Origin of the sequence: Streptomyces sp. NBC_00386 (assembly GCF_036063235.1) — a bacterium.
Classification (GTDB): Bacteria; Actinomycetota; Actinomycetes; order Streptomycetales; family Streptomycetaceae; genus Streptomyces.
This window is the reverse complement of the sequence record NZ_CP107950.1, coordinates 6244253-6268402: the sequence shown is the minus strand read 5'-3', so window position 1 is coordinate 6268402 and position 24150 is coordinate 6244253. Positions and strand designations below refer to the sequence as shown.

Sequence of the window (24150 nt, the reverse complement as noted above, 5' to 3'; positions counted from 1 at the left end):
GCCCGTGGGGACCACGGCGCCGGAACCGCCTTCTTGCGGAGCGCCTACGTCTCGTCGATGCTCGCGCCGGCCGGCATGACCGCCACCAGCGTGACCAGCGAAGCGTCCAACGGCCCCTGGTACATACGCACTTCGTCGATGGCGCCGGAGAAGTACTCGCTACCGGCCGAGCCGGTCAGGGTCCGGCCGATCTGGAGGCCCGTCTTGCCGAAGTCCCACGTGTTGTCCCAGGGGGCCTTGGCTGCGGCGACACCGTTGACGTACAGGAGCACTTCGCCGAAGACCGCGTTGTAGACGAGGGCCAGATGGTCGCCGTCGCCCTCCGAACTGGGCAGGTCACCGTTGTCCAGGACGATGGTGGTGACCGGGGCGGCCGTGTCGGCACCTGTCACCGCCAGCTGCCAGCGGTTGCTCGCGGCCAGGTACTTCACCGTGGCCGCGCTGCCGTTCGTGCCGGACAGCGAGAGGACCGTCTCGTTGCTGCCCGGGTTCGTCGCGGCGAGCCGGGCACGGGCCGTCAGCGTGAAACTGTCCTGCGCGGAGAGCAGGCCCGCCGCCCTGGAGGCGTAGGCGTTCGTGCCGTTCAGCGCCAGGTGTCCGTCGCCCCACAGCGGTTCGGCCGGGGGTACGCAGTCCGGATCGAGCTCGGGATCGCAGGAGTCGTCGGGCAGGTAGATGGAGGCTCCGCCGCCCATCGTCAGCCCGGTGCCGCCGCCCGTCTCCGGCGAAACGGAGGACGTCGCCTCGTCCAGCTGCCAGTAGGCGAGCTGGTGGGGCTGGATGCCGCCCAGTTCCTGTCCCTCGGTCTCCGGGATGACCCGGTCGTGCAGCTTGACGTCGGCCACGCTGCCCTTGAGGTAGCTCGTGTAGCCGCCGAGGGAGAGCTTGCGGCCGATCTGCAGGCCACCGGTGGCATTCCAGGTGGTGCGCCGGGCCTGGACGTCGTCGGCGACCAGGGTGCCGTTGACATAGAGCATCATCTTGCCGAGTTCCGCGTCGTAGACCCCTATGAGGTGGGTCCAGACGTTGGGGACGGCAGCAGCTCCCGAGACCTTCCAGGTGCCGAGCGACTCCATGTCACTGACCGGTATCCGGAACGTCCATGACTTGCTGTCGGCCCCGTCGTAGCCGAGCTCGAACCCGGGCTGGGACGTGCCGTCCTGGCTGACGACGGTCATGCTCTCGGTGGGCAGCGAGGGAAGCATCACCCAGGCGCTCACGGAGAAGGTCTTTCCCGTGTCGACGGCCGGTGTGCCGGCGTCCAGGTAGGCGTTCGCGGTGCCGTCCAGGGAGGCGGCGGTGTCGGTGGAGCCGAGCGGTCCACCGGACCCGAAGGTCACCCCGGAACCGGCGGTGGCACTGGGTGCGCCGTTGCTGCCGGCCGCCTTCGAGGCTCCCTTGGCGTCACCGAGCGTCCAGCCCGCGACCGGGGCACGGCCGTCGCTGACCAGGAAGGTATGGGTGGTCGAGGTCAACTGCGGGTTGCCCGCTCCGTCGATCGCCGTAACGTGCAGGAAGTACGGGCCTTCGCTCGGCGGCATCCAGCGGATCGTCGCCGGGCCACCGGTGGATTCGGCGTTCACCGTCACCGGCGTGCTCACGGCGTGCGGCCCGGTGAAGTAGTACTTGTACTTCGTCACATCGGTGGACGGCGAGTCCATGGTGAAGTTGCCGTAGTCACCGGTGCCCGCGTGCCAGGCGTCGTCGTCCGGATACTGCGGGGAGGTGATGACGGACGCCTTCGGCCTGTCCTTGTCGAAGATGAACTCGCAGCGGGTCTGGTCACCGTCGGTGGACCAGGGACCCCACGACGTCTGGTCATAGCCCTGGACCGACCAGGCGACGGTGGTGTTCGGCGGGATGGTGAAGCCCGGCTCGCCGTCGCCGCTGACGTCGCTGCCGATGACGTACTTGAACACGGCCTGGCCGGTGTTGCCCTTGCCGGTGGTGTTCTGCTTGCCCGTCGTCGCGTAGTGGTCGACCTCGACGCCGGAGCTGTTCGTCCACCAGACCTTGAACTTCGCCTGCAGGGACTCGGTGTTGCCCTTGACGTCGTTGTGGTCGTAGTCCTCGATCACCGCGGTCACGTGCGGCGCTTCGGTCACGTAGTGCTGGGTCGCCTTGCCGTACTCGCATGCGCCGCCGGGAGCCATCTCCAGCTGGTCCGTGTCCGGCTGGAGCGGCGGTCGGTTGTACGTCACCGAGACGTACGCGTTGCCGCAGAAACGCTTCCAGTACGAGGTGTCGGACTCGCTGGCCGCCTTGAGACGGAACGTGGTGGTGTCCCAGCCGCTGTCGGCCGCCTTCTGGATCGCGCTCTTGGCGTCGAACCGCACGTTCTGGTTGGTCGACGTGCAGGAACCCGCCGGGTTGGTCGGGGACTTGGAGGCGACGGTGGCCTTCGAGGACGGCTGGTTGGACCAGTTCGTCGACGAGCTGATCGCGCTCGCGCCACTGCTGTTGACCCGGGCCAGCTGTACCTCGCGCGCGGAGTCGCTGTAGGTGAACACCATCGTCACCGCGAACTCGGCATCGACGATGTCCTTGTCCTCGAAGGTCCCCGTGGGGATCGCGAAGAACTGCCGCTTGACGTCGTCGCTGCTGGCGCAGCGGAAGGACACGTCGGACGGGCAGCGGCCCACGCCCTCGTCGTCGTCGAACTTCCAGTACGAGTTGGAGGACCAGTGCGAGGACACCATGGTCCAGCTGCTGCGGTTGGCGGTTTTGACGACGGGGTCGATGTAGACCGGGAACACCGTGTCTTCGTCGGCGAGCAGTCGGGCGTCCGGGGTGAGCGTCATGGTGTCCGGCGCCAGGCCGACGGCCACATCCGCGACCTGGGCTCCGTCGGGAGGTGTGACCGCCTCGGTGTCCGCGGTCGCCTGGGCCGACGGGGAGGGCGACGGCTTCGCGCCGTCCGCTGTCCCACCCCCGTGGCTGGAGTCCCACATCAGAGGCTGTGGCGCCTCGAAGACCGTGCCTCCGGAGCCGCTGTCGGTGGCGGTCAGCCCGCCGTCCGCGGTCTTCTTCAGCTCGACGGACGAGGAGGACTCCATGGGCAGTTCGAGTCGGGCCAGCTCGGGATTGGCCGCCGCCTTCGCGTCCTTGACCACCAGGACGTGCGAGAAGCCCTCGGCACTGGCGGTGACCTTGAGGTCGACGCCGTCCATGACGTTCTTGTACGTGGCGGTCGAACCGTCGATCTTCGGCTCGGGCAGTTTGCTCGGCCAGTCGAGGGCCAGCGAACGCCCGTCCTTGTCTATCTCCGCGAACGTCGAATCGCCGCCGCCGGAGAAGGACATGGCGGTGAGCGCGGCCCGCGGCGCGTACGACCCGTTCCGCTGCCTGACCAACGTCGTGTCGATCGCCGTCCACTTGCCGTTCTTGCGGGTGCGGACGGGCTGTACGTACTGGGTGACGGTGAAGGTGCCGTCCGGGTTGGCGACGGTGGTGCTCCGCTCGTCGCGCAGACTCATCACCTCTACGGAGTCACCCGACTTGGCGGCCGCGGCCTGCGCGGCGTCCTGGGTGAGCGCCGGGCTGTCGGAGCTCTTCGCGGCCTTCGCCGCATCGGCCTGCGTCGCTCCACCGAGGGTGGACGCGCCGCTCATACCGGTCGTCAGCAGGGCCGCGAGGGCCGTGCCGACAGCGACGGCGCGACGGCTGCCGCGCGGTCTTTCGTGCATACGGAGTTTCATCGTGCTGTGTTTCCCTCTCCCCGGACTCCCCGAAGTCCCTGAACCGCCGGTCATCCCACCACTCCGAACGCCACGCCCTCGTCGGGCAGCCCGGCCGAGCCGGGCTTGTAGGTGGTGGTCCCGGTGCTCGTCGTACCGTCGATGTCCGTCCATGGAAGGACGTAGAGCGCTCCCTTGGGACTGTCCGAGGCCTTGCTGTACGGCACACCGACGTAGAGGTTGCTGGTACCCGAAGCCAGGGCGAGGCCGTTGTAGTCGCGCAGGGTGGCGGTGCCCGGCAGACCCGAACCGCGGATGAGGAACTTGTCGGCGGTGCCGACGGCCGCGTCCAGCGGCCGGAAGATCTGGACGGCGCCCGAGTCCTTCACCGAGGCCGTGTCTTTACCCGGCACGCCGACAGCGAGGCGGACGGTCGCGGGGCTGGTGACGACGCTCGTGTCGGTGTTGACGATCGTCACCCGCTGGCCGAGGAAGTCCCCGGCGACCGGGTCGCCCTCGACGTTGGCGACGGCGGCGTCGATCCACGTGATCTCCGTGTACGCGCCGGAGGGCTGGATCTTCACGACCAGCGCGCTGCCCGCGTCGGCGGCCGTGCCTATGTCCTCGTTCGGAGCGCCGATCGCCAGCAGGGCATCGGAGTTGTACGTCTGGTCGCTCGGCCGGTAGTTCGTCATGGAGAGCGCGCTGCCGAAGCCGTCACCCGCCTCGGCGACACCACTGATCCCGGCGGCATCCTGGTCGAGCCCGACGAGCGGCGTGGGCAGCCCACCGGTCAAGGTGTGGCTGAAGACGGTGACACCGCCTGCGAAGGTCTCACTGCCGATGGCCTCGCCCGGTGAGCCGACGGCGAAATAGCGATTGGTTCCGGCCAGCGAGTAGCCGAAGCGGTCATTCGACTCGACGACACCAGGGACGCCCGGGTCGTTCTCGTTCACCGGGACCCTGGTGGTGCCCTGCACGTACTCGATGCAGCCCGCGTCACCGTAGGTGGTGCCGCTCTCGGTGACGTTCTCGCCAGGCACACCGACGACCAGGTAGGGCGCTCCGGTGGAGGTTTCGCCCGCCCTCACGGCGTAGCCGAACCAGTCGTACGCCTCGGTGGACGTGGTCGGGTCGAGCTGTGTCTGGGTGTACCCCTCGATGGCGGAGCCGGCGCCGATCCCGGTGGGCCTGCCATGAATGACGTAGACCGCTCCGGCGTCGACGAGTTGGCTCCCGTCCTTGGCGACATCCTCGTACGGGGTACCGACGACCAGGTCCGTGCACCCGTCGCCGTCGGCGTCGTAGGACGTCCTGGAGAAGCCGAAGTGATCGCCCGCCTCGGGCGTGGCAGCCATACCGCTGGTCGCCTGGGAGATCTCGGAGACCCCCTTGCCGCCTCCCAGGACGACGCGGACCAGTCCGGCGCCCTGGGCCCCGCCCACCGTCGCGTTCGGATCCGCGATCACCGTGTCGGAGATTCCGTCACCGTTGAAGTCGGATGACGTTCCCGCCACACATGAGGCGACTGCCGCCGCCTGAGTCGACCCCAGGGAGACCAGTCCCACCGTAAAGAAAGCGCTTGCTAGTACAGCCGACAATCCTGCCAGCCGTGTACGCGTACGCACACCCCACCCCTCGCTGCTGCTTTGAGCGGACACATCCCGTCCACTCTGTGAATGTTGCTAACGGAGACTAAATATGGGGTGCATAAAGAGTGTCAAGCCCAGATCAAAGGCCTTTCGCGTCCCTGAATTCCGTACGACGGGAAACGTCTCGGCGCTTTTCGATTCCAATGAGCAAGAAAAGCCCACTCGAGAGGAAGAGGTGGCAAAACGGCATTTCAGGCGTGATAGACCTCACTGCACGACCCGCCCTCTTGACCCGACCCTCACTTTATGAAGATAAGAAAACCACAACATCTTCACAAGGTGATCCGCATGCATTCCACGCGCCGATCACAAACCCAGGTCGTGTGGCCACGTTCACCGGTCGGTACCCGGTACGGGCCTCCGGGACGTTCTCGCCGAACGTGCCGTCTCCGGCCTGGCGCATGACCTCAACTCCCCAGTATGTTTAGGCGAGTTGACCGATGGCCTGGTGAGACGACCCACAAACCTGGTGCTGTCGCGGCGGTGGACAGGGCGTCGGCGGCCACCCGGTACCGGCCGGACCGAACGGGGCCGGCGGCTTCGCGGAAGGAACGGCCGGCCTCTCACTGGTCTTGGTTGATCACATCGGTGACGCTGTACTCTGTCCGTGGGCACAGGAACAGGGGCCCGTGGCCCTCCATCAGGCAAGATGCCAAGGGCGCCTGACTGTGAGTCGACTGTCCGACCGGACGGTGCCGGTTGCCTGGGTCGCGCGCCTGCCTGGGAGCATGCGGACAGAATCTTTCACGGTGCTCCACGGCTTGCTGTCGGGAACGAGCCGGCCGCGGCGGCGGATGGGCTCCAGCCCTCATGTCCCCGCCGCAGAACAGCCGAGCGTGATGCGGATGCGAGCGGGAATGGTCGGAGACCGATGGGCCGACGACGGAAAAAGTGCCATGGTTTTCGTAGAGGAATGTCGACGGCCGAGGCTTGGTGTAAAGGGTCGTCGCGGAGTACGGCAAACAGGACGACGATACTGCGTCGGACCAGCATGACGAGAACCGCGACCTGACGTTTCCTTCGCTGCGCTTCCTGTCTTGACGGGCGCGTGATTCCGATTGAAAAAATGAGGAAAAATCCGCGGGGCACGAGGCGTGTTCGAGTTTCTGGTCACCACGTCGGGACGGGATGTTCGCCGCGTATGAATAATTCCAATCTGCAAATCGATGGTCCGGTGTAAGCCTTGAGCCCGGTCAGGGCGACGAGCCCGCGTCACCCCGCTTCCGTAAATGTGCTGGAGGGCCGAAGGGCTCGAGCGGTGTGAGCACCTCCGGGCGGTCGAGCCCGGGAGCCGGAACAGGCTCCGGCGCCGGAAGAGAGAACCGTCCTGCACGGGTCGGAACCGCGAGATCTCCCTCACCGGGTACGGCGGGGTTCGGCGCAAGGCGAACGGCCCGCCCTGGCACGTATGCTCACCGGGCGTAGCCGTCTCCCCCGGAAGCGAGAACGAAGTGAACTACAGGGTCCAGCCCAGCGCCCAGGTCGACGAGACCGCCGAGATCGGCGCGGGAAGCAGCGTCTGGGACCTCGCGCAGATCCGCGACGGCGCCCGCCTCGGCGAGGGCTGTGTGATCGGTCGTGGCGCGTACGTCGGCTCGGGCGTCCGCATGGGCGACAACTGCAAGCTGCAGAACTACGCGCTCGTCTACGAGCCCGCCGAGCTCGGTGACGGTGTCTTCATCGGCCCGGCCGTGGTCCTCACCAACGACCACAACCCGCGCTCCGTCGACCCCGAGGGCAAGCAGAAGAGGGGTGGCGACTGGGAGGCCGTCGGCGTGAAGATCGCCGACGGCGCCTCGATCGGTGCCCGCGCGGTCTGCGTCGCGCCCATCAGCATCGGCCGCTGGGCCATGGTGGCCGCCGGTGCCGTCGTCACCAAGGACGTGCCGGACTTCGCCCTGGTCGTCGGCGTTCCCGCGCGACGGGTCGGCTGGGTCGGCAGGGCGGGCGTCAAGCTGATCGAGCACGCGGGCGAGGCCGACGTGTGGGAGTGCCCGCAGACCGGCAGCCTTTACGAGGAGAAGGACGGCACCCTCGTCGAACGCGCCTGAGGTCGGGCGAACCGGCTGAACGTCGTCCCCTTGGCCAGGGAAGCGGGTCTTCCCGCTCTCTCCCGGCTCACGGTCAGCCGTTCCCGTTCCTGTGGCCGCTGAGCAGGAGCTGTCCAAATCGCCGCGTACGACGGTCTGGGCCTCCGGCTCAGCGGCCTCGGCCGGCAGGCGGCTCTTCGGCCGCACCCCGGGACGCTGTGGGCGACGCGTTGAGCGGCCGGGCCCCGGGGACCGACGCTCCTGCCCCGGCCGGGCAGGAGCTCACCGGCCGGTCGAGTCCGCTCGACCGCTCAACGGGCATCCGCTGCACCGGCGCGGCGAAGCTCCGTCTCTGTCACCGGAACCTCTGTCACCGATACCGAGGACCAGTGACGGTCGACGACCAGGGGCAGGCCGAGGACGATGGGCATCCACATCAGGACGCCGAGACGGTCGGCTTCCTGGACGAGCGGATGGGCCGCGACCGCGCACGCTCCGGTGAACGCGGTGGCGAGAGCGAGCAGGCCCAACCCGTTGCCGTGACGAGCCAACGCCCAGGCCGCGAGGGCTGTGAGGACCAGAAAGTACGGCAGCCCGGCCTGCTGCGCGATCCAGTCCTGCGCGAACCGGCCGGCGAGACCCAGCAGCGCGCTCCAGGGATCGGCGATCTCCGGAGTCTCGAAGTGATGGGTGAAGGTGTCCTGAAGGGTGGCCTGTGAGGAGGCCAGCCCGAGGATCCGTATCGCGGCGACCACCCCACCGGCTGTCGCCGCGGAGGACACCGCGAGAACGGCCGTACCCCGGTGGCGCCACGGACGGCGGAGACACAGAGCCCACGTCGCGGCCGCGCCGAGGACCACCGCCAGCACCAGGGCCGACGAGTAGCGGGTGACCCCGCCGGCCACGTACCCGAGGGCCACCAGAGCCGTTCCCTTCACCATGGACCGGCGCCTGAGCAACAGCAGACCGCCCCGGAGCACGCACAGGACGCACACCGTGAACAGCCCCTCGCCCAGAGCCTGGGCGCTCCACCAGCCGAGCGGTGTGGCAAGGAACGCCACCTGGCCGACGGCGGCGGCACGCCGGGTCAGCCCCGCACAGCCGAGCAGCCCGAACACGAGCAGCGAGCCCCCCGCGGCCAGGAGCACTCCCAGCAGCCGCATCCCGTCGAGCACCCCGAAGGCGCCGACGAACGGCGCCGCGAGCAGGGGGTAGCCCGGTCGGCCGGAGAAGATGGCCTGATAGCGCGGGTCAGCGGTGGTGATGTCGGGGGCGTCGATCCACCGCTTGAGGCAGGCACGTTCGGCGGCGGCGCTGAGGGCGTCCCGGCTCTCGTGGACCATCGGCTGAAGCCGCTCGTCGTGCGCCGCGCGGTCGGCGCGGCTGACGCAGAAGGCCGCGAGCGCCGTGCGATGCGCCTCCTCACGTGAGACACCGAGGTACTGCTCCGCCGCCCGCGCGTACCGGTAGGAATCCGGGAACATCGTCCACTGCGGCGCCGCGACGAGTTGGAACACCGCGTACAGCACGCAGACCGTTAACGGCAGAAGGTACCGGCTGCGGCGCGCACGGACGGCGATCCGTGCCGTGAGGGGCGTGGGGACGGCGGTGGGGACGGCGGTGGGAACAGCGGGCACGTGAGGGATCCTGAGCAGTGAGCGGCCGACCCGGGCAGCATGGCCAGGGCCGGATCATCCGGATGATACGACGGCTTCCGGGCGGACCGAGGCGTCGGCCCCGAGGACCTGTTCCGCCCGCTCTTCCCCTCCATGTCATGACAAGGGCCCGTCCAGTATGCCCGGACGGGCCCTTGCGGTGCGAGTGGGGTGTCAGCCGCCGATGACGACCCGGCGGACGCCCTTCCAGGCCTCCGCGTCGGTCGTACGGCGTCCGTCGACCAGGACCGTGACGTCCGGCAGGTCGGCCGGGGTCAGGGTGCGGTACTCGGCATGGTCGGCCTGGAGGATCGCGGCGGTGACCTTCTCGCCCGCGTGCGGGGTCAGTCCGTGCGCCGTCAGCTCCTCGGCCGTGTACATCGGGTCCGAGACGAACGGGACCGCCCCGCGCGCCTTGAGCGCCTCGACGGTCGGGAAGACGCCGGAGAAGGCCGTCTCCTTCACGCCGCCGCGGTAGGCCGCGCCCAGCACGAGGACGTTCGCCCCGGTCAGGTCGCCGTAGGCGGCCGCCAGCAGGTCCACGGCGTACTCCGGCATCGCCGCGTTCGCCTCACGGGCGGAGCGGACGACGGTCGCGGACGGGTCGTTCCACAGGTACATCCGCGGGTAGATCGGGATGCAGTGGCCGCCGACGGCGATGCCCGGCTGGTGGATGTGGCTGTACGGCTGCGAGTTGCAGGCCTCGATGACCTTCTTGACGTCGATGCCGTTGCCGTCGGCGAAGCGCGCGAACTGGTTGGCCAGACCGATGTTGACATCGCGGTAGGTGGTCTCGGCGAGCTTGGCGAGCTCGGAGGCCTCGGCGGTGCCCAGGTCCCAGACGCCGTTCGGCTGCGCCAGGTCGGGGCGCTCGTCGAAGTCGAGGACCTGCTCGTAGAACTCCACACCGCGGGCGGCCGACGCCTCGTCGATGCCGCCGACCAGCTTGGGGTAGCGGCGCAGGTCGGAGAAGACGCGGCCGGTGAGGACACGCTCCGGGGAGAACACCAGGTGGAAGTCCTCGCCGGCGGTCAGGCCGGAGCCCTCGGCCAGCATCGGCGCCCACCGGGTGCGGGTGGTGCCGACCGGCAGCGTGGTCTCGTAGGAGACGAGCGTGCCGGGCTTGAGGCCCTTGGCGATCGCCTTCGTCGCGGCGTCCATCCAGCCGAAGTCCGGGGTGCCCTCGGCGTCCACGAACAGCGGGACGACCACGATGACGGCCTCGGACTGCGCGACCGCGTCCGCGGTGTCCGTCGTCGCGCTCAGGAGCCCGGCGTCGACGGCCTGCTTGAGCTTGACGTCCAGGTCGTGCTCACCGGGGAACGGCTCGGTGCCGGCGTTGACCAGCTCGACGACCTTCTCGTTGACGTCCGCGCCGATGACCCGGTGCCCCTTGGACGCGAACTGCACGGCCAGCGGGAGCCCGATCTTGCCGAGGGCTACTACACAGATGTTCATGGACGGTCGCTACTTCCTTTTCGAACGGCTCGTGGGGGAACCGCTCGGCTTCGGGCCGGCGGATCGGGTTTTCAGTCGCCGGGCGAGGGCCGACTTCGCCTTCGCGACCAGTGACCGCTTCGGCTGGTGCAGGGGACCCGTGGTGATCACCACGCGGCCCTTGGGGTTCACCGTCGCCCGCGCGTAGTACGGGTCCTCATAGGCACCCCAGCGGCGGGCCAGCGGCATGGGCCTGCCCTTGCCGCGCACGGGGATCTCGTACGTCGAACCGGCGACGTCGAGGTAGACCCGGACGCCGAGTTTGACCGAGCTCCGCTCCAGCGGGATGCGCGCGTGCAGCACCGTGGCTGTGCCGTCATCGGCAAGTTCGGTCGTGAACTCACCCACGGGAGCGGGGAGTTCGTGGCCCTTCGGGAGGCTTCTGGCTCCGGGCTTGTCAGCCGACTTCGGCATGGCGCCCTGGGCGAGGCGCAGGACGGCTCCGTCGACTTCACCGAGGACCGGCAGCCGCAGGGTGGCCGTGTACGTGATCTTGCCGTCCGCCTGCTCCCAGGTGGAGGCCAGCAGTTCGGTGCCCTTGGCGAGGCGGCCGGGAACCGCTTCCCCGACGAGCTCGTAGCAGCGGTCGGACAGTCCGATGCGGGGATCGCGGAAGCCCGGGTAGCGGGCGTAGGCGCGCTCGCCCTCGACGACGAACGGCGGCGCCCCGTTCGCCTTCTCCGAGGTGATCGCCTCGGACAGTTCGTCGACCGCACCGGCTTGGGCCAGGCAGATACGCACCCGGCGCTTGACATCCATGGCGTCGCGGATGCCGTCGGTGAGGTAGGCGTCGGCGAGCCGCGCGACGCCCGCGCAGAGCTCACGCTGGAGTTCGCGGTCGAGCGTGGGGAAGTCGTCCTGGACGAGCTTGGCCACTTCCCAGGTGAAGTGCCGACGCAGTACGGCGTCGCGCTCCGGGCCCGCATCGAGGAGACCGGCCGTGAAGTCCATGATCTCCACGGCGCACCGCAGCCGCGCCAGGTGGTCGGCGCGGTAGGTGATGTTGCTGGCGTCGCCCCGCTTCACCGCGTAGTAGCAGGTGTAGTCGGCCACCACGGAGATCTTCCGCGCACGCACGCAGGCCTCGATGGTGAACGGCTGGTCACTGCCCACGGGCAGGTGCTCGGGGAAGCGCAGCTTGTGCTGTTCGACCATGTCGCGCCGGAACAGCTTGGTGTTGGCGAGCGTCCACGGCAGGGCGGAGTCGGTGAGGCCGACGTCCGGGTTGTTCTCCTTGTAGAGAGCCTGGTGGACGTACCGGCCGTTCGTGCCGACCATCTTGCCGACGACGACGTCGGAGCCGTGCTCGTCGGCGCAGGCCACCATGCGCTCCAGCGCTTCCTCGCCGAGGTAGTCGTCGGAGCCGATGAAGTAGACGTAGCGGCCCGTGGCGATGTCCAGCGCTCGGTTGCTGGGGGCGGCCGGGCCACCGGAGTTGGCCTGGTGAAGCACCTTGACGGTGCCCGGGTACCGCTCCGCGAAGCGGTCGAGTTCGGCGCCGCTGTCGTCGGTGGAGCCGTCGTCGACCGCGACGATCTCCAGCCTGTCGCGGCCGATGCTCTGCCCGATCAGGGAGTTCAGACACTCCGTCAGATAGGGCATGGTGTTGTAGACCGCGACGACGACGCTGACGTCGGGTGTGCCACTCATGTCCGCGCCTCCACAGGTCTGCGCTCGGCCGCCGGCCGGGCCCCGCTGCCGGGCAGCAGCCCGCTGTAGACCTCGTCCAGCACGTCGGCCTGGGCCTCCCAGGTCCACTGGTCGAGGACGCCCGGCTTGTCGTAGACGCTCCGGTAGCGCTCGGCGTCGCCCAGAACGGACTTCACCGCGCGGACGTAGTCCTCCACGTCCTCGGCCTTGAACACCTCGCCCTGGCCTGTCTGCTCGACCATGGCGCCCATCGTCTTCACGTCGCTGACCACCAGCGGCAGCCGGGCGTGGGAGTACTCGAAGAACTTGGTGATGAGCGCGATCTCGTGGTTCGGCCAGTGGTGGATCGGGATGACCCCGAGGTCCGCGGCCGCGAGGAAACGCACCACCTGGTAGTGCGGCACGTACGGCATGATGTGCAGCCGGTCGCCGACCCCCAGCTCATCCGCCCGCGCCCGAAGGGCCCGCATGTACTCGGATTCGGTGTTGAGCACGACGAACGCGGTGTGCACGTCGGGCAGCTGCGGCAGCGACTCGACCATGGTGTCGAGGCCGCGCTGCGGAGCGGCGGCACCGCTGTAGACGGTCAGGGGCACGTCGTATCCGATGCCGCACAGCTCCCGCAGGTCCGGAACCGGCTCGGCCGCCTGCTCCGGCGAGACCTCGGCGTCGGGCGCGTTGAGGACGACGGTGGGGCGGGCCTTGAGGCCGTGCCGCTCCTGAAGCATCCCGGCGAGGGTGTCCGAGACCGTCGTCACGGCGTCGGCGTGCCGCGAGTACTCCAGCTCGTGGGCGCACTGGGCGACGTGCCAGCGCGGATGCGGGCTCCACGGCTTGATGCCGGGCAGGAACTCGTGGGCGTCCCAGACGAGCTTGACCTTCCGGCCGTTGGCGCGGGCGCGCAGCGTGGCGCGGGCTCCGACACCCAGCATGCGGAAGTCGTTGGCGTGGACGAGGTCGGGCTTCAGCTCGTCGATGACCTTGCCGTACGCGAGCTCGTAGTCCCAGAGATGAGGGTCGAGCCTGCGCCAGGCGCGGGTGCCCATGGTCTTCTTCCAGAAGGCGGTGGTGAACCTGTCCAGAGCGGAGTCCATGTCCTTGCGCCGCTTCTCCAGCGCCAGGGTGCTGCGGTGGCGCAGTTTCACCCAGGAGTACAGGAAGCGTGCCAGGAAGCGGGGCGCCAGGAGCCTCAGCCGGTCGAGGGCCGAACCCTCCTGCTTGGCAAGGATCAGCCGGATGTTGAGGTCGGCACGCCTGGCCTTGATCTTCTGACGCCGGTACGCGGCCAGCGGACCGGGCCGGTACGCCAGCGGGGCACGCAGTACGGCACGCCGGTACTCGTGGCGTCGGCGGGACATCGGACCGGGCACCGGCAGGAGCCGGACCTCGGCGTCACCGATCTGCCAGGTCTGCTCCTTCTTCCCCTTGGCCTTGCCCAGCAGTACGACGTCCCAGCCCGCTTCGGCGGCCGACCTGGCCTCCTTCTGCACGCGCGAATCGCCGTTGACCCCGTTGTCGACGAGCATCACGATCCGCCCGCGCACGGGCCGGTTCGTCGACTTGTTGTTCTCAGCTGCCATGGATGGCCAGGTCCTCCGAAAGAAGCGAAACGCTGCGGTTTTCCAATGCCGACTCCAGCACGGCCGCCGCCACTTCCACCGTCCGCGTGCCCTGACGCAGGGTGCAGATGTCGGCCGGCTTGCCGAGCACGGCGTCCCGGAACAGCTCGTGTTCGACGAGGAGCGGCTCGCGCTTCGGGATGGCGTAGCGGATCATGTCGCCCTCGGAGACACCGCGGAAGGCCTGGAGGGCCTCCCACTCCGTGGAGATCGCGGCGTTGGAGTGGAACGTCAGGTCGGCGGTGAGGGTGTCGGCGATGAAGCAGCCGCGCTCGCCGGTGACCGAGGTGAAGCGCTCCTTGAGCGGGCTCAGCCAGTTGACCAGGTGGTTGACCATCGTGCCGTCGTCGAGGCGGCCGACCGCGGAGACCATGTCCTCGTGCTCGCGGCCGCTCTTGGAGACGGTGTGCGCGGCGATGGAGACGTACTCGCGCCCGGTCACCCAGCCGGTGAGGTCGATGTCGTGGGTGGCGAGGTCCTTGACCACGCCGACGTCCGCGATGCGGTGGGGGAAGGGGCCCTGGCGGCGGGTGACGACCTGGTAGACGTCGCCGAGCTCGCCGGCCTCCAGCCGGGCGCGCAGCGAGCGCAGCGCCGGGTTGCACCGCTCGATGTGGCCGACGCCGGCCACCAGGCCGCGCGACTCGAACGCCTCGACGAGACGGTGTGCGCCCGCCACGGTGTCGGCGACCGGCTTCTCGATCAGCGCGCAGACACCGGCCTCGGCGAGCTGCATGCCGACCGGCTCGTGCAGCGCCGTGGGACAGGCCACGACGGCGTAGTCGATGCCGAGGCCGATGAGCTGCTCGACGGTGTCGAGGACCGGCGCGCCCTGGGCGGCGCCGAACTTGTCGCCCATCGGGTCGACGACGGCGACGAAGTCGACGCCCTCCAGGCCGGACAGGACGCGGGCGTGGTGACGCCCCATGGAACCGAGGCCGACGAGTCCGGCCCGCAGCTTCTTCCCGCTGCTCACAGCTGGGCCCCCAGCGCGTTCACGGCGGACACGATGCGCTCCAGGTTCCCGGCGGACAGACCCGGGTGGACGGGCAGCGAGACGACCTCGGCGGCAGCGCGCTCCGTCTCGGGCAGGTCCCAGGTGCGGCCGGCCTTCTGGTCCGGCTCCCAGTACGGCTTCAGCCGGTGGATCGGCGTCGGGTAGTACACGGCGTTGCCGATGCCGGCCTCGGTCAGGCTCGCCATGGCGGCGTCGCGGTCGCCCAGGACCCGCACGGTGTACTGGTGGAAGACGTGGCGCGCGCCCTCGGCGACACTCGGCGTGACCACGGACGGCGCGCTGATGTGCTCCGTCAGGTACGCGGCGTTGGCGATGCGCTGCTCGGTCCAGCCGTGGAGCTTGGCGAGCTGCACCCGGCCGATGGCGGCGGAGACGTCCGTCATACGGACGTTGGCGCCGACGATCTCGTTGGCGTAGCGCTGCTCCATGCCCTGGTTGCGCAGCAGGCGCAGGGTGCGGGCGGTCTCCGCGTCGGCGGTGGTGACCATGCCGCCCTCGAGGCTGTGCATGTTCTTGGTCGGGTAGAAGCTGAACGTTCCCGCGCTGCCGAAGGCGCCGACCGGCGTTCCGTGCAGGGCGGCCGCGTGCGCCTGGCAGGCGTCCTCGACCACGGCGAGCCCGTGCCGCCCGGCGATCGCCATGATCTTGTCCATGGCGGCGGGGTGGCCGTAGAGGTGGACCGGCATGATCGCGGCGGTGCGCGGTGTGATGGCCGCCTCGACCGCCGCCGGGTCCAGGCAGAAGCTGTCCGCCTCGATGTCGGCGAAGACCACGTCGGCGCCGACGAGCCGCACCGCGTTGGCGGAGGCCGCGAAGGAGAACGACGGCACGATGACCTCGTCGCCCGGGCCGACGCCCAGAGCGAGCAGCGTCAGGTGCAGCGCGGAGGTACCGGAGTTGACCGCGACGCAGTGCCGCCCGTCCACCACGTCCGAGAACTCCGCCTCGAAGGCGGCAACCTCGGGGCCCTGCACGACCCGGCCGCTGCGCAGTACGCGCACCGCAGCCTCGATCTCCTCCTCGTCGATCACGGGCCTTGCGGCGGGTATCAACTCATGGGCGTCGGTCATCGACATTCCCTTTCATCAGCGACCTCTAGGGCGCACCACTTTGTGCATGGGCCGGGAAGGAACGGTGTCGAGCCAGCACGTCCGCATCCCTGGAAGTCCGCCCACGCCTTGCGTCGGCGATCGTTTCCCGCAAGACCCTGCCCCCCGGGGTATCTCGCGTGGTCTACGGCCGTATGTCACCAGCAGCCGAGTCCGCGGCCAGATTACCAGCAGAAGTGCAAAGCCTTTCTTCATGGTTACGAAAGGGAAACCCTAAGCTGGCGTGCTGTCAGTCACAGGATTGACCGGGAGTGACCGCACCGGCACCCAGCTGCGGCGAAGCAGCCGGTGGCACACGGGGAACGGCGAAGCGCGGGACACCGGCCGGCCGGTGTCCCGCGCTTCGGTATGCGATCCGGGGATCAGTCCTCCGTCGTCGCCGAGACGGACGGCGCCGTCTGCTCGGCGGCCACTGTGGACTTCTTGACGGCCGTCTTCTTCACGGTCGCCTTCTTGGCGACCGTCTTCTTGGCGACCGTCTTCTTGGCCGCCACGGCCTTCTTGGTGGCGGCCTTCTTCGCCGTCACCTTCTTGGCCGTCTTGCGGGCGGCCGTCTTCTTGGCGGCCGGGGCCTCGGCGTCGGCCTCGACGGCCTCCGGCTCGGACTCGACCTCGGGCTCGGCGACCGGCTCCGCAGCGGCCGACGGGACGACCACGACGGCCGCCTCCGCGGACGCGGTGGGCGCGGTGGCCTTGCGCACGGCACGGCGGCGCGGACGGGCCGGCGCGGCGCTCTCGGCGGGGGCCTCGGCCACCGGCTCGGGCGCCGTCTCCGTCTCGTCGGCGGACGGCGCGGGGGCCTCGGCGACGGGCGCCGCGACCGTCACGACGGCCTCCTCGGCCGACCTGGGCGAACCGGCCGGCGCCGACACCTTGCGGGTCGCACGACGGCGCGTACGGCCCTGGGGAGCGGCCTCGGCCTCCGCCACGGCGGCCACGGGGGCCTCGACGGTCTCGGCCGGAGCCTCGACGACCGGCTGCTCGGACACCGGCTGCTCGGCGGCCGGCGCCTCGACGACCGGGTCCTCGGCCGCGAACGGCTCGGCCTCGACGGCCTCACGGGACCGGGCGGCGGCACGCTCGGCGCGCTCCTCGCGCCTGGTCCGGGGAGCGCGCTCCTCGGTCTTCGGCGCACCGGCGGGAGCGGACGCGCGCCGGGAGGCACGGCGCCGCGAGCGGCCACGGGTGGCCGCGGCCTCCGCCTCGGCGGCGCTGCCGTAGAACTCCTCGTCCGGCTGGAACTCGGTCTCGACCAGAGCGACGGGCGCGGCGACCTCGGCGGCCACCTCCGCCTCGGTCTCGGTCTCCAGTTCCTCGGCAACCTCGTGCTCGTGGTCGTGGTCGTGATCCTGGACCTGCTCGGCACCGCCACGGCCGCGCTTCTTGCGCTTGCCGCCGCCACCGACGGACGTCGGCTGCTCCATGTGCACGATGACACCGCGGCCGTTGCAGTGGACACAGGTCTCGGAGAAGGACTCCAGCAGACCCTGGCCCACCCGCTTGCGGGTCATCTGCACGAGGCCCAGCGAGGTCACCTCGGCCACCTGGTGCTTCGTACGGTCGCGGCCCAGGCATTCGAGCAGGCGCCGCAGCACCAGGTCCCGGTTGGACTCCAGGACCATGTCGATGAAGTCGATGACGACGATGCCGCCGAGGTCGCGCAGCCGCAGCTGACGCACGATCTCCTCGGCCGCCTCCAGGTTGTTCCTGGTGACGGTCTCCTCGAGGTTGCCGCCCTGGCCGGTGAACTTTCCGGTGTTGACGTCGACCACGATCATGGCCTCGGTCTTGTCGATCACCAGCGAGCCGCCGCTGGGCAGCCAGACCTTGCGGTCCAGCGCCTTCATGAGCTGCTCGTCGATCCGGTACGTGGCGAAGACGTCGACCTCGGAGGTCCACTTCGACAGCCGGTCGGTCAGGTCGGGCGCCACGTGGGAGACGTAGCCGTGGACGGTCTCCCACGCCTCGTCACCGCTGACGATGACCTTGGAGAAGTCCTCGTTGAAGATGTCGCGGACGACGCGGACGGTCATGTCCGGCTCGCCGTAGAGAAGGGTCGGGGCGTTGCCGCTCTTCGCCTTCCTCTCGATGTCCTCCCACTGCGCCTGGAGACGTTCGACGTCACGGCGCAGCTCGTCCTCGCTCGCGCCCTCGGCGGCGGTGCGCACGATGACGCCCGCGTCCTCGGGGACGATCTTCTTGAGGATGGTCTTCAGACGCGCGCGCTCGGTGTCGGGCAGCTTGCGGCTGATGCCGGTCATCGAGCCCTCGGGCACGTACACGAGGTAGCGGCCCGGGAGGGAGACCTGGCTGGTCAGACGGGCGCCCTTGTGGCCGATCGGGTCCTTGGTGACCTGCACCAGGACCGACTGGCCGGACTTGAGGGCGGCCTCGATCCGGCGCGGCCCGTGAGCCATGCCGAGCGCCTCGAAGTTGACCTCACCGGCGTAGAGCACCGCGTTGCGGCCCTTGCCGATGTCGATGAACGCGGCCTCCATCGACGGCAGCACGTTCTGGACCTTGCCCAGGTAGACGTTGCCGACGTACGAGGTCGCCTGCTCCTTGTTGACGTAGTGCTCGACGAGCACGTCGTCCTCGAGGACACCGATCTGGGTGCGCTCACCGCTCTGGCGGACGACCATCACCCGCTCGACGGCCTCACGGCGGGCCAGGAACTCGGCCTCCGTGATGATCGGAACACGGCGGCGGCCCTGCTCGCGGCCCTCGCGGCGGCGCTGCTTCTTCGCCTCGAGACGGGTCGAGCCCTTGATGGACTGCACCTCGTCCGAGGGCTGCTCCTCACGCCTGCCGCGCGGTTCGCGGACCTTGACGACGGTGCGCTCGGGGTCGTTCTCGCCGGGCTGCTCGGCCTCGCCACCGGAGTCACCGGCGCGACGACGGCGACGACGACGGCGACGGCTGCTGCTGGAGCCACCCGGCTCCTCGCGCTCGTCGTCCTCCTCGGTGTCCTCCTCGGCCTGCTCGGCGGTGTCCTCGGCGTCCTGCGCGGCCTGCTCGGCGGCGTAGTCGTCCTCACCGGCCTCGCTGTCCGCGTCCGACTCGGCGGACTCTCCGCGACGGCGACGGCGGCCACCGCGACGGCGACGGCGACGGGAGCCCGCGGACTCCTCCTCGCCCTCGTCACCCTCGGCGGCGTCCTCCGCGTCCTCGGCGGATTCCGCGTCCTCGACGGGCTCCGTGTCCTCGACGGGCTCCGTGTCCTCTACGGGCTCCTGCGTCTCCTCGGTCACGGCCTGCGGCTCGTCCTCGAAGCCCCGGCGACGCCGGCGCCTGCGGCCGACGGCCGGCTCCTGGACGGTCTCGGCCGGTTCGGGAGCCTCAGCGGCCTCGGCCGCCTCGGCGGCAGCCGCGGCGGCGGCCCGCTCGGGCGTCTGGAACATCGGCTCGGTGAACACCGGCGCCTGGAACACGGCGACGGCCGGACGGGCCGGGCGCCGCGAGGACCCCTCGGTCTCCTTCGGCGCGGGCGCGGAGAAACCGACGGCGGCCTTGCGGGTGGCACGGCGGCGGCTACGGCGCGGGCCGCCGTCCTCGGGCTGCACGTCCTCGGTCTGCGCGGCCTCGACGTCCTGCGGCTGCGCGGTCTCCTCGGACTTGCTCTCGCTGCTCACGGGCGCCTCCACACGCTCGTCGGCGGTGTCGCCCTCGGGCGCTCCGGCGGGCGCGGAGGCCCGGCGGGTGGCACGACGGCGGGTCGTGCGGCGCGGGGCGGTCTCCTCGGCGACGGGCTCGGCGGCGGGTGCCTCGGCCTCCGCGGTGGCGGGGGCGGCCACCGGCTCGGCGGCGGTCGTCACGACCTCGGCGGGCTCGGCCGCGGCGGGCGCTCCGGCGGGCGCGGAGGCCCGGCGGGTGGCACGACGGCGGGTACGGGCGGCGGGCGCGGTCTCCTCGACCGCGGCCGGGGCCTCCTCGACGGGCCGGCCCTCGGGCTCGGCCACGGCGGCGGGTTCTACGGTCTCGGGCGCTCCGGCGGGAGCGGAGACACGACGGGTGGCGCGGCGGCGCGTACGGCGCGGTGCGGCGTCGTCGGAAGCTGTGGTGGCGGCCTCGACCTCGGCCGGGGCCTCCTCGGCCGCTTCGGCCGCGACCGTCTCGGCGGCCTCTTCGGTCTCGTCCGTCTCCTCGGCCTCGGCGTCCGCGGAGGTCACGGCCCCCGCGGGGGCGTCCTCGGCCGCGAGGTCGGCGGACGCCACGGCCGGTATGGCCGGCGCGGTGGTCTCGGCCGCGGCCTCGGTGGCGGCGGTCGGCGGACCGGCGGGGCGCGACGCCGCACGGCGGCGGCGCCGCGGCGGCAGGGTGTCGCTGGGAGTGTTGTTGTCGGAACCCTCGGTGGGTTCGGTCGGCTCGAGCATGCGGGTGGATCTCCCGTCAGGCTCCCGGGCGCCGCGCCTGGTCCGGCGATGCCGGTGACGTCCGCGGCTCGCGCGATGCGCGGTGCCGCCGTCCGGGGCGCGGGCGCCGCACGGGAGCTCTCTTAGTCCTGTCTCGCCGGTTCCGTACGCCATGTGTGCGTACGGCCTGGCGAAAGTCTTTAAGGTCGGTGCGCTGCCCGACCCAGGTGGCTCCCGGATACGAGGGCGACGCTACGACATCTGTCCTTACGCGGGACCTTCCTTACGCCGACGCCTTCGCGGCGGCAGTTTCGGCGGCCCCTGTGCGATCGGCTGGGGCGACTGCGACTGCCTCGCGGTCGGGCGCGAGCGGGTCGGTCACCGTGCCGGTCTCTTCATCGAACAGCCCCTGCGCCAGCCTGGTCACCGCTGCGGCGACCGGCGGCGCCAGGTCGGCCACGGCGCTAAGACCGGACAGGACGTCGTCGGGTCGAACGGCAGGCGTCACGTGCCGAACAACCAGCCGCAGTATCGCACAGGGCTGGTCGGTCGGCCTATCAGCCTGTGGACTGTGCGTCTCGGAGGTCGTTTCGAGGCTTGCCACGGCACCGCGGGCGTCGAACGTCCGCATGCCGTTCTTGATCTTGCGGCTGACCTCCACGGTCTCGGCCGTATTGAAGGCCTCCACCGCGCGCTCCGCGTCCGCCGGGTCCACGCCGTCGAGGCGCATCTCCCACACGGAAGCGGTGAGCCGGTCGGCGAGACCCGAGACGCGGGCCTCGACCGCCTCGATGATGTCGAGCCCCTGGGGCATCGACTCGTCGAGGAGCTCGCGCAGCTTCTCGGGGTCGCGCTTCGCGGTGAGCGCGATCTCCAGGTACTCCGCCTCGCTGCCGGTGCCGGTGGGTGCGGCATTGGCGTACGACACCTTCGGATGCGGCGTGAACCCGGCCGAGTACGCCATGGGTACGGCGGCACGGCGCAGGGCACGCTCGAAGGCGCGCTGGAAGTCACGGTGGCTGGTGAACCGGAGGCGGCCGCGCTTGGTGTAGCGCAGTCGGATGCGCTGCACCGCGGGTGCGGGCGGCGGGCCTTCGGGCTGTCGCTTGCCCAGTGTCGCTCAGTCCTTCATGAGTGCGGTCGTACTGCTACCTAGAGTACGTGTGTCGGGGGCCGCTGGTTCCCGCCGGGCGACAGGCTGTGGTTCCGGGGGCGTTCCGAAGAGCATCCGCCGGAAGTCGGCGCGGGCCTGCCGCGCACTGTCCCGGGCGGCTTCCAGAGCCTGCCGCGCCGTCCGCCGGATCCCGCGCGCCGCCTCGGCCGCGGGCTTCAGCACCAGATCGCGCACGGCGTGCCCGACCGGTGTCAGCACGGTCCGGTAGGCCCAGCGCGCCGGTTCGACGAAAGTCCACCGGAAGAGACGCGCGAGGAACCGTCCGACGGCGAGCGAGACGTACCCGGCGATCCGCCAGGCGTGCCCGAGGGCCTCGCCGATCTCCCTGGCCACGACGGAGAGGGCCCGCCCGACGGGCACGAGGATCCAGCGCCACACGGCGAGAGCGGGAAGCACCAGCAGGACGCGGGCGGTCCAGTAGAGCGCGGTACCGATGCCCCCGACGATCATCCGTACGAGCCGCACGAACCGGTCGGCGAGGAAGGCGACCGCCCTGCCGACGGGGGCCAGGACCCAGGTGTACAGCCACAGGGCGGGGACGACGAGCAGGTACCGCACCAGCCGGGCGAGGACGGTGTACACCCCGATCGCGACGGCCGCGAGGACCATGCCGACACCCTTGAACACCCAGGCGACAGCGCGTCCGACCGGCGTGAGCAGCCGCGCGTACACCCAGCCGCACCCGGCCTCGACACCACCGAGGACCCAGTCGAGTGCGGTCAGGACGCCGCCGACGAACCACATGAGCGCGGCCAGGGCCCCCGTGAACACCAGAGCGAGCACGGCACCGGCCCCCCGGGCCGCCCAGGCGAGGGCATGCCCGACCGGGGTCAGGACCGTGCGGTACAGCCAGACCGCGGGCACGACGAGCAGCACTTCCCCGAGCCGGGCCAGTACGCGGCCGATCGGGAGGGCGACGTAGCGCCACAGCGCCACCCAGGGCCACACGAACAGCGCCCGCCCCACCCACCCGAGAACCTGCCCGAGCGCTCGTCCCAGCGGCCGGAGCAGCGTGTCCCGAAGAAACCTTCCGCCGACGACGAGCGCGTCCCACACCATCCGTACCGGCACGACGAGGACGAGCACCACGATCCGCACCGGAACGCGGATCGCGACAGCGAGACATCCCTCGGCCTGCGTACCGGGCGGGGCGGCGGACGGCTTTTCCAGATCCATACCCGCATAGACGCACCGGCCACCACATTGGATGCGACATATCGGCACCCGGCATATCGACACCCGGCGCATCGGCGCTCGGTGCATCGGCGCTCGGTGCATCGGGGCTCCGTGGCACACCGACGCCTTCGCCCTGCCGAGCAGACCCCCAGGGCGCGGCAGGTCCAACTTCGGATCACCGGCTGACAGTTGAGCCGGAGTCACCAGACGTTCTCGAATTGGGCTGATCTGATGATATGTATGGCGAGTTCTGCGGAATGCACCGGTCCGACCGGCGTCGACGGGTAAAGCTCGCGATCGGCTTCTGGAATTTCCCACCGATCGACGCAAGGAGCGCCCCCGTATGAATCCCGAGTCCCGGACCGCCCGCCTGCTGGGCCCGCCGGCCCGCGGCCGGTTCAAGAGGGCGGGTGTGGTCGCCTCGCTGGCACTGGTGATGGCGTCGGGCGTGGTCGGCCCCGCGACACCGGCGGACCTCACCCCGTCCGATCGCACGGCGGCGGCCCCGGACGGCAGCGACGGATGCAGACCGCACCGCCCGTGCAGGGGCCCGAGGGGCGCGACCGGGCCCGCCGGACCCCAGGGCCCGCCCGGCCAGACCGGAGCCACCGGAGTGACCGGCGCCACCGGCCCCCAGGGCGAAACCGGCCCGGTGGGCCCGACGGGCCCCTGCGTCGGCATCGACGCCGCGCAGGAATCGGCGGACTTCGAGATCCGTCTCGCGCTGACCGGCGGAAGGACGTACGCGGGCATCCGCGACCAGCGGGCGGGCGAGCAGCAGACGCTCCTGTGGACCGACCTCAGCGCCCGTCCCGACTATCCCGCGGGCGGCGCGGCCGGCCTGCCCTGCGACGTCACGGTCAACGCGCACAACCGGTCCGAGACGGTGAAGCGCATCAAGTTCGACGTCATCACCACCACCGGTCAGGTCTGGGAAGCCGCCTGCGTCGCGTTCACCACCACCCACCCCGCGACGCTGAACTGCGCCGACCGCACGGGCCGTCCCAAGCCCTGGATCCTGGTCGCCCGGCAGCCGACGCCCGACGCCCTCAACGGCGGAGCATGACCGCCACGCGGAGTGGTGTCCGAGGGCGGGCGACCGGCACCGACTCGGACACCCCTCGCGGCATGCCGTCCGGCGGTCACTCCCCCGAGACCCCCAAAAGCGGGCCGGTCCGGCACGACGAAGCCGCCCACCCGGGTGTCCCGGCCTCGCCGGCGGAACCGGCGTGGTCCGGTTTTCCCACCTGCCACCGGGGAACCCGGCCGGTGAGATTCCGCGGAGGTACGGCGATGAGTGCTGGAGAACGGGCCAAGGCAAAGGCCGAACAGGTCGTCGGCAGGACCGTGCGAAAGGCGGCCCACGCGCTGCACAAGGAAACCCTCGCGGCAAAGGGCGCCGCGCTGGAGACACGGGGCAGGATGCGCGGCACGAAGGAACAGGCCAAGGGAACCTTCGACCGCTGACAGCTCCGCCGCTCGTGATGCCTCGGACCGGTCGCCGGGCCCGGAGGAGGCCCCGTTCGGCCTCCGCGATCGTG

Annotated in this window: 14 protein-coding genes; 3 read left to right on the top strand and 11 right to left on the bottom strand. The window is 70.5% G+C overall.

Features of this window, described 5'->3' with window-relative positions:
• Window positions 1–44: 44 nt before the first annotated feature.
• Both OG780_RS27500 and OG780_RS27495 read right to left on the bottom strand, forming a co-directional pair.
• Window positions 45–3686, bottom strand: coding sequence for a LamG-like jellyroll fold domain-containing protein (locus OG780_RS27500; protein ID WP_328452547.1), 3642 nt, complete (start codon window positions 3684–3686; stop codon window positions 45–47).
• A 62-nt stretch (window positions 3687–3748) separates the two neighbouring features.
• A complete protein-coding gene (locus OG780_RS27495; protein WP_328452545.1) occupies window positions 3749–5146 on the bottom strand; it encodes an integrin alpha in 1398 nt (465 codons plus the stop codon).
• Window positions 5147–6780: 1634 nt separating this feature from the next.
• Here OG780_RS27495 and OG780_RS27490 point away from each other — a divergent pair.
• The gene (locus tag OG780_RS27490) at window positions 6781–7380 is read left to right on the top strand and encodes an acyltransferase (RefSeq protein WP_328452543.1); all 600 of its coding nucleotides are present in this window, start codon (window positions 6781–6783) and stop codon (window positions 7378–7380) included.
• 290 nt (window positions 7381–7670) lie between these two features.
• Here OG780_RS27490 and OG780_RS27485 read toward each other — a convergent pair whose 3' ends face one another.
• The 9 genes from OG780_RS27485 to OG780_RS27445 all read right to left on the bottom strand — a co-directional run bounded on the left by OG780_RS27485 (window position 7671) and on the right by OG780_RS27445 (window position 22609).
• Entirely contained in the window at window positions 7671–8888 is a 1218-nt protein-coding gene (locus tag OG780_RS27485) for a hypothetical protein (RefSeq protein WP_328452541.1), read from the bottom strand.
• Window positions 8889–9188: 300 nt separating this feature from the next.
• Entirely contained in the window at window positions 9189–10472 is a 1284-nt protein-coding gene (locus tag OG780_RS27480) for a nucleotide sugar dehydrogenase (RefSeq protein WP_328452539.1), read from the bottom strand.
• A 9-nt stretch (window positions 10473–10481) separates the two neighbouring features.
• Window positions 10482–12161: a glycosyltransferase family 2 protein gene (locus OG780_RS27475; protein ID WP_328452537.1), complete on the bottom strand. Its 1680-nt coding sequence runs from the start codon at window positions 12159–12161 to the stop codon at window positions 10482–10484.
• Window positions 12158–13741, bottom strand: coding sequence for a glycosyltransferase family 4 protein (locus OG780_RS27470; protein ID WP_328452535.1), 1584 nt, complete (start codon window positions 13739–13741; stop codon window positions 12158–12160). Before OG780_RS27470 ends, OG780_RS27475 begins: the two co-directional genes overlap by 4 nt.
• Window positions 13731–14756, bottom strand: a complete 1026-nt coding sequence (locus OG780_RS27465) for a Gfo/Idh/MocA family protein (RefSeq protein ID WP_328452533.1) — start codon at window positions 14754–14756, stop codon at window positions 13731–13733. Before OG780_RS27465 ends, OG780_RS27470 begins: the two co-directional genes overlap by 11 nt.
• Entirely contained in the window at window positions 14753–15868 is a 1116-nt protein-coding gene (locus OG780_RS27460) for a DegT/DnrJ/EryC1/StrS family aminotransferase (RefSeq protein ID WP_328452531.1), read from the bottom strand. The genes OG780_RS27465 and OG780_RS27460 overlap by 4 nt, the downstream gene beginning before the upstream one ends.
• A gap of 401 nt (window positions 15869–16269) precedes the next feature.
• Window positions 16270–20280 carry an Rne/Rng family ribonuclease gene (locus OG780_RS27455; protein WP_328452529.1) on the bottom strand — a complete coding sequence of 1337 codons (4011 nt, stop codon included), beginning with the start codon at window positions 20278–20280 and terminating at the stop codon, window positions 16270–16272.
• 262 nt (window positions 20281–20542) lie between these two features.
• Window positions 20543–21331, bottom strand: coding sequence for a TIGR03936 family radical SAM-associated protein (locus OG780_RS27450; protein WP_328452527.1), 789 nt, complete (start codon window positions 21329–21331; stop codon window positions 20543–20545).
• Between the two features lie 48 nt (window positions 21332–21379).
• Window positions 21380–22609, bottom strand: coding sequence for a hypothetical protein (locus tag OG780_RS27445; RefSeq protein ID WP_328452525.1), 1230 nt, complete (start codon window positions 22607–22609; stop codon window positions 21380–21382).
• Between the two features lie 343 nt (window positions 22610–22952).
• Between OG780_RS27445 and OG780_RS27440 the strand changes: the two genes are divergently transcribed.
• Together OG780_RS27440 and OG780_RS27435 are read left to right on the top strand one after the other, a co-directional pair.
• Entirely contained in the window at window positions 22953–23675 is a 723-nt protein-coding gene (locus OG780_RS27440) for a hypothetical protein (RefSeq protein ID WP_328452523.1), read from the top strand.
• A 227-nt stretch (window positions 23676–23902) separates the two neighbouring features.
• Window positions 23903–24076 carry a hypothetical protein gene (locus tag OG780_RS27435; RefSeq protein WP_326787821.1) on the top strand — a complete coding sequence of 58 codons (174 nt, stop codon included), beginning with the start codon at window positions 23903–23905 and terminating at the stop codon, window positions 24074–24076.
• Window positions 24077–24150: the final 74 nt, after the last annotated feature.

Bases quoted from the DNA above. Each gene is read 5' to 3' on its own strand.
- OG780_RS27475 (WP_328452537.1), bottom strand. From the start codon at position 12,161: ATGAGTGGCACACCCGACGTCAGCGTCGTCGTCGCGGTCTACAACACC.
- OG780_RS27455 (WP_328452529.1), bottom strand. From the start codon at position 20,280: ATGCTCGAGCCGACCGAACCCACCGAGGGTTCCGACAACAACACTCCC.
- OG780_RS27435 (WP_326787821.1), top strand. From the start codon at position 23,903: ATGAGTGCTGGAGAACGGGCCAAGGCAAAGGCCGAACAGGTCGTCGGC.
- OG780_RS27470 (WP_328452535.1), bottom strand. From the start codon at position 13,741: ATGGCAGCTGAGAACAACAAGTCGACGAACCGGCCCGTGCGCGGGCGG.
- OG780_RS27500 (WP_328452547.1), bottom strand. From the start codon at position 3,686: ATGCACGAAAGACCGCGCGGCAGCCGTCGCGCCGTCGCTGTCGGCACG.
- OG780_RS27480 (WP_328452539.1), bottom strand. From the start codon at position 10,472: ATGAACATCTGTGTAGTAGCCCTCGGCAAGATCGGGCTCCCGCTGGCC.
- OG780_RS27460 (WP_328452531.1), bottom strand. From the start codon at position 15,868: ATGACCGACGCCCATGAGTTGATACCCGCCGCAAGGCCCGTGATCGAC.
- OG780_RS27440 (WP_328452523.1), top strand. From the start codon at position 22,953: ATGAATCCCGAGTCCCGGACCGCCCGCCTGCTGGGCCCGCCGGCCCGC.
- OG780_RS27445 (WP_328452525.1), bottom strand. From the start codon at position 22,609: ATGGATCTGGAAAAGCCGTCCGCCGCCCCGCCCGGTACGCAGGCCGAG.